The following is a 5018-nucleotide window of genomic DNA, read 5'->3' as shown; positions in this document are numbered from 1 at the left end:
TAGTTTCAAAACAATTTATATAATTTTTATTTTATCTTTTATTTCCGTTATTTAATTTTTTCAATAAAAGTTTACCATATTTTTTTATTAATTTCAAGATTTACTCTATTTTCAAATTTTTGCAAAAAAAGAAAATCAAATTAATGATTTTCTAAATTTTAAATCAAATATGAATTACATTAAGTATACTCATAAGAATTGGTACAACTAATATAAATAAAATCGTACTTGTTGTAACTACATTTGTGGAATATCCAATATCTCCATTAGTTTCATTAACCAAAATTGGCAATGCTGCAAATACTGGTGCTGCCGACTGTATCACAAACGTTTTTATCTCCAAATCATTTAACTGCACAAAATGCCCAGCAATTTTCAATAACACAATCATAACAATTGAAGAAAATACAAATCTTCCAAGTAAAGCCAAGTTTGTATCCAAATCAAACCGAATACTGTGAAGCCCTGCATCTGCCAGCACTATTCCGATATATAGCAATGCAAGAGGTGTTACAACACTTCCAAGATATTTTGTAGTTTCCACAATTGGAGTTATTACTTTTATTCCTGACAAAAGTACAATAAAAGCTATTACAAAAGCAATAAGCGGAGGCGATAACAACTTTTTCAGATTAAATCCACTTTTTTCATCTTTATTGCCTTCCAATGAATCACCAGCCAGAAGCATATACCCTAAAGTCCAAATTGATACAGTATTTGTAATATAATACATTAAATAATATTTGGAAGCCGCTTCTCCAAAAAGTGCCATATTTAATGGAAGTCCAATAAATATAGTATTTGCATTGACTACTGCATTATAAAAGACTCCACGTCGTCCTTCTCTCATCTTCACCAGCTTTATTACAAAAAAAGCTGCAGTATATCCGATAATAACCGAAGCAAATGTAAAAATTAAACGATTTGACACTTCCTTCAAAGCATCCATATTCAAATATTTCAAGACTGAATAGAATATTGAACAAGGCAAAGCCACATTTGTAATAAGTTTTGACACATTTTCACTAAATGTGTGATGAAACCAGTGTCTTTTTTTCAAAATATATCCAATCGCAATCATAACAATAATAGGGAAAATACTTCCCAGTGATTTCAAAAAAATCATTTTTAAACTTTCCTTTCTTTACTATACCCATTTCTTTCAAAATCAAATCTAATAATTCCATAACATTTAAAGTTGATTTTACAATAATTCACTACAAAAATATTATTTTAAACAAACAAAGCAAGGACTCGTTAAAGTCCCTGCACTTTTTATCAATATTATAACTTAAACAGTAAATCAGTATAAGTTGGGAAATTCCAGTATTCCTTATCAATAATTTTTTCCAAATTATCACAAGGTACTCTTAATGCTTCCAGTCCTGTTACTAATTTTTCTTTTGCTAAATCTGTCTGTTTTCCTAAATCTTTTTCATTTCTTACTCTGTTAATTTCTTTTTCAAGTGATTTTACTTCTTTTCTTAAAGTTGTAATATTTTTAAGCACATCTTTTAATATTTCTTCCTGCTCTTTTATAAATGCTTTTCCATATTTTGAATTTTTTTCAATATGATCAGCTAATAAATTGGCATATTTCAATCCAGATGGCAAGATGTTTTTATTTGCAATATCAATCAATGTTCTTGATTCTATGCTTAATTGCGTTACATATCTGTCTGCATAGGCATTGTATCTTGCGATAGATTCATGTTCAGAAAGCATTCCAATTTCCTGAGTTAATTCAAGGACATCTTTATCTATCATTTTTCTAAGTGCTGTATTTGAAGCTACTTCATTTGTAAGTCCACGTTTTTTAGCTTCTTTTGCCCATTCTTCACTATATCCGTTTCCATTGAAAATTATTCTATGGTGTTTTTTATAGGTATTTGCAATAATTTCATTTGCTACTTTTGGCAGAGATTTTTCAGTTGCTTTTTCAAGTTTATCTGCATATTCAGAAAGAACTTTTCCTACCATAGCATTTATTACAGCCGCAGAAGTTGCAGGTGTAGAGCTTGACCCTGGCATTCTAAATTCAAATTTATTTCCAGTAAATGCAAATGGCGAAGTTCTATTTCTATCTCCAGCATCCATGCTAAATGCAGGCAACACATCAACTGACAAGTTTACTTTTGATGATTCTGACACAGGTGCATCTTTTTTATATGCAATATTATTCAAAACCGTTGTCAATTCATCTCCTAAAAATACTGAAATAATTGCAGGCGGCGCTTCGTGTCCACCAAGTCTATGATCATTTGTCGCAGTTGCAGTCGCATATCTTAACATTGGATAATATCTGTCAACAGCTTCAATCACTGCAGCCACAAAGATTAAAAATTGTGTATTTGATTTCATATCTTTTCCAGGACTGAAAAGATTTTTACCGTCATCAGTTCCTAGTGACCAGTTATTATGTTTCCCTGAACCGTTTACTCCTGCAAATGGCTTTTCGTGAAGCAATGCTACCAGATTGTGTCTTAATGCTGTTTTTTCAATAGTTTCCATTATTATCTGATTCTGATCTGATGCCAAGTTTGCTACTGAAAATAGTGGTGCTACTTCAAACTGGTTTGGAGCAACTTCATTATGTCTTGTTTTTGACGGAATCCCTAATTTCCAAAGTTCAACATCAACATCACTCATAAAGTTTATTACTTTTTCCTTGATTTTTCCGTAATAGTGGTCACTTAGTTCCTGCCCTTTAGGTGCAGATGCTCCAAATAATGTTCTTCCTGTAAGCAATAAGTCATCTCTTGCTTCAAACATATCTTTTTTTACAAGAAAATATTCCTGTTCCACTCCTAAAGTGTTAAATACGTGATTAGCCGTAGTATTCCCCAAAGCCCGTAAAACTCTTAATGCTTGTTCACTTATATATTTCATTGTTCTTAATAAAGGTACCTTTTTGTCCAACGCTTCACCAGTAAATGAAATAAAGGCTGTAGGAATATACAATGTAACTCCATTTTTATTTTCTCTTATGAATGGATATGAACTTGTATCCCAAATTGTGTAACCTCTTGCCTCAAATGTGCTACGAAGCCCTCCGTTTGGAAATGAAGATGCATCAGATTCACCTTTTATCAAATTATTTCCAGAAAATTTGTAAATAACTTCCTCATTTTCAACAGGTTCCAAAAATGAATCATGTTTTTCTGCTGTCAAGTCATTTAATGGCTGAAACCAGTGACAGAAGTGAGTAGCTCCTCTTTTAGTTGCCCAGTCCTTAATTGCGTTTGCAATGACTTCAGCAGTTTCCTTCGACAATTCAGTTTCACCTAGTTGCGACGCCTTAAACTCTTTAAAAACGGCTTTGGAAACTCTTTTTTTCAAATTACTGTCTCTAAAAACGTTTTCTCCAAAGCTTTTCATAGCGTTTTCCATAAAATTTAACCTCTTTTCTGTATCAATTTCTTATGGAACAGTGCTTTTCCACTCTCCATTTTTCTAACTATGTTTTATTATACAATGTGAGAAAATATAAGTCAAACAAAAATTTTTTCATTTCTTATTTCTTTATACATAAAAAATATATAGTAATTCCATTAAAAAAAGGTTGAATTATATCTATAATTAATTCTTTGATTCTTAAATATTACTTCTATTTATACGTATATTGAGATACTCACAAAAAAGTATGTTATTCATATCAAACGAAATAAATGCTAAAATATCAATTAACAGGCAATAAGGAGAAAAAACAAAGATGAAAGATTTAACAAAAGGAAACGAATTAAAAACTATAATTTATTTTTCTTTACCAATTTTAATAGGAAATTTATTTCAGCAGATTTACAATATTTCAGACACAATCATTGTGGGAAATTTTTTAGGAAAAGAAAGCCTTGCTGCTGTAGGCTCAAGTTATCAGATTAATGTACTTATAATAGCTGTTTCGATAGGAATTTCATTAGGGACAAGCATTCTAATTTCTCAATATTTTGGTGCAAAAGATATGGAAAATTTGAAAATCACGGCAAACACAGGGTTTATTTTTTCCATAGTTTTATCTCTTATTGTTACAACATTAGGTTTTTTACTGTCAAACAATATTTTAATTTTAATTAATGTCCCGCAAAAATTATTAATGGAGGCAAATATCTACTTAAAAATTATTTTTATTGGAGTTGTTCCAACTTTTGGCTACAATTCTCTTACAAACACGCTAAAAGGCATAGGCGATTCAAAAACGCCGACTTACATCTTAATTACCGCAGTGATTTTAAATATTATCCTAGATATATTTTTTGTAGCAGTACTAAACTCTGGAGTTGCAGGAGCTGCAATTGCAACTGTTATTTCACAGTTTATTTCCTTTTTTCTTTGCTTACTTTACATAAAATTTAAATATCCGAATTTAATTTTTCAAAAACATTATTTCAACTTAAATTTTAATATTTTAAAAGAAATACTGATTATTGGAATGCCAGCAATGTTACAGCAAGTTTTAATTAGCCTAGGATTTATTGTTATTCAAATTCTTGTAAATGGATTTGGAACAGACTGTATTGCAGCTTTTATTTCTGCTTCCAGAATTGACTCCTTTGCAGAATTGCCATCCATAAATTTAGGACAGGCGTTGATGACTTTTACAGCCCAAAATTATGGAGCCAAAAAAATGAATAGAATAATTAAAGGTGGAAAAGATAGCCTAATTTTAGGAATCACATTTTCCATCATAATCTCAATTATTATTTTTATTTTTCCAGCATTCTTTATTTCAATATTTAACCGAAATCCTGAAGTGATTTTTATAGGAAATCAATATTTACGTATAATTTCAGCATTTTACGTAATTTTCTGCACAATGCAAATACTAAATGGATTGCTACTAGGCTACGGAAAATCCTTAGTTCCATTAATAGCCTCCATTACTTCATTTTGTATGTTTCAAGTGCCTCTAGCCATTTTACTTTCCAAAACATCGTTAGGCTACAACGGAATTTGGATTGCCGCACCGATAGGATGGACGGGAGGACTATTAATTCGAGTATGGTATTTTATAAAAATTT

The 5018-nt window shown here is 30.6% G+C and carries 3 protein-coding genes; 1 reads left to right on the top strand and 2 read right to left on the bottom strand.

Annotation, left to right across the window (positions count from 1 at the left end):
• Positions 1–163: 163 nt before the first annotated feature.
• Together Q0370_RS04445 and Q0370_RS04440 are read right to left on the bottom strand one after the other, a co-directional pair.
• Entirely contained in the window at positions 164–1126 is a 963-nt protein-coding gene (locus Q0370_RS04445) for an AEC family transporter (protein ID WP_299572658.1), read from the bottom strand.
• 158 nt (positions 1127–1284) lie between these two features.
• Positions 1285–3390 carry a glutamine synthetase III gene (locus Q0370_RS04440; protein WP_299572656.1) on the bottom strand — a complete coding sequence of 702 codons (2106 nt, stop codon included), beginning with the start codon at positions 3388–3390 and terminating at the stop codon, positions 1285–1287.
• A 322-nt stretch (positions 3391–3712) separates the two neighbouring features.
• Between Q0370_RS04440 and Q0370_RS04435 the strand changes: the two genes are divergently transcribed.
• The coding region (locus Q0370_RS04435; protein ID WP_299572654.1) for an MATE family efflux transporter at positions 3713–5018 on the top strand (1306 nt) is incomplete at its 3' end.

This window comes from uncultured Leptotrichia sp. (assembly GCF_938036635.1).
In the GTDB taxonomy this organism is placed as follows: domain Bacteria; phylum Fusobacteriota; class Fusobacteriia; order Fusobacteriales; family Leptotrichiaceae; genus Leptotrichia; species Leptotrichia hongkongensis.
Note: the sequence above shows the minus strand (reverse complement) of the source record. Positions and strands in the feature narration are given on the sequence as shown.

Excerpts from the sequence above, each read along its gene's own strand:
- Q0370_RS04440 (WP_299572656.1), bottom strand. The coding sequence starts at position 3,390 with ATGGAAAACGCTATGAAAAGCTTTGGAGAAAACGTTTTTAGAGACAGT.
- Q0370_RS04445 (WP_299572658.1), bottom strand. The coding sequence starts at position 1,126 with ATGATTTTTTTGAAATCACTGGGAAGTATTTTCCCTATTATTGTTATG.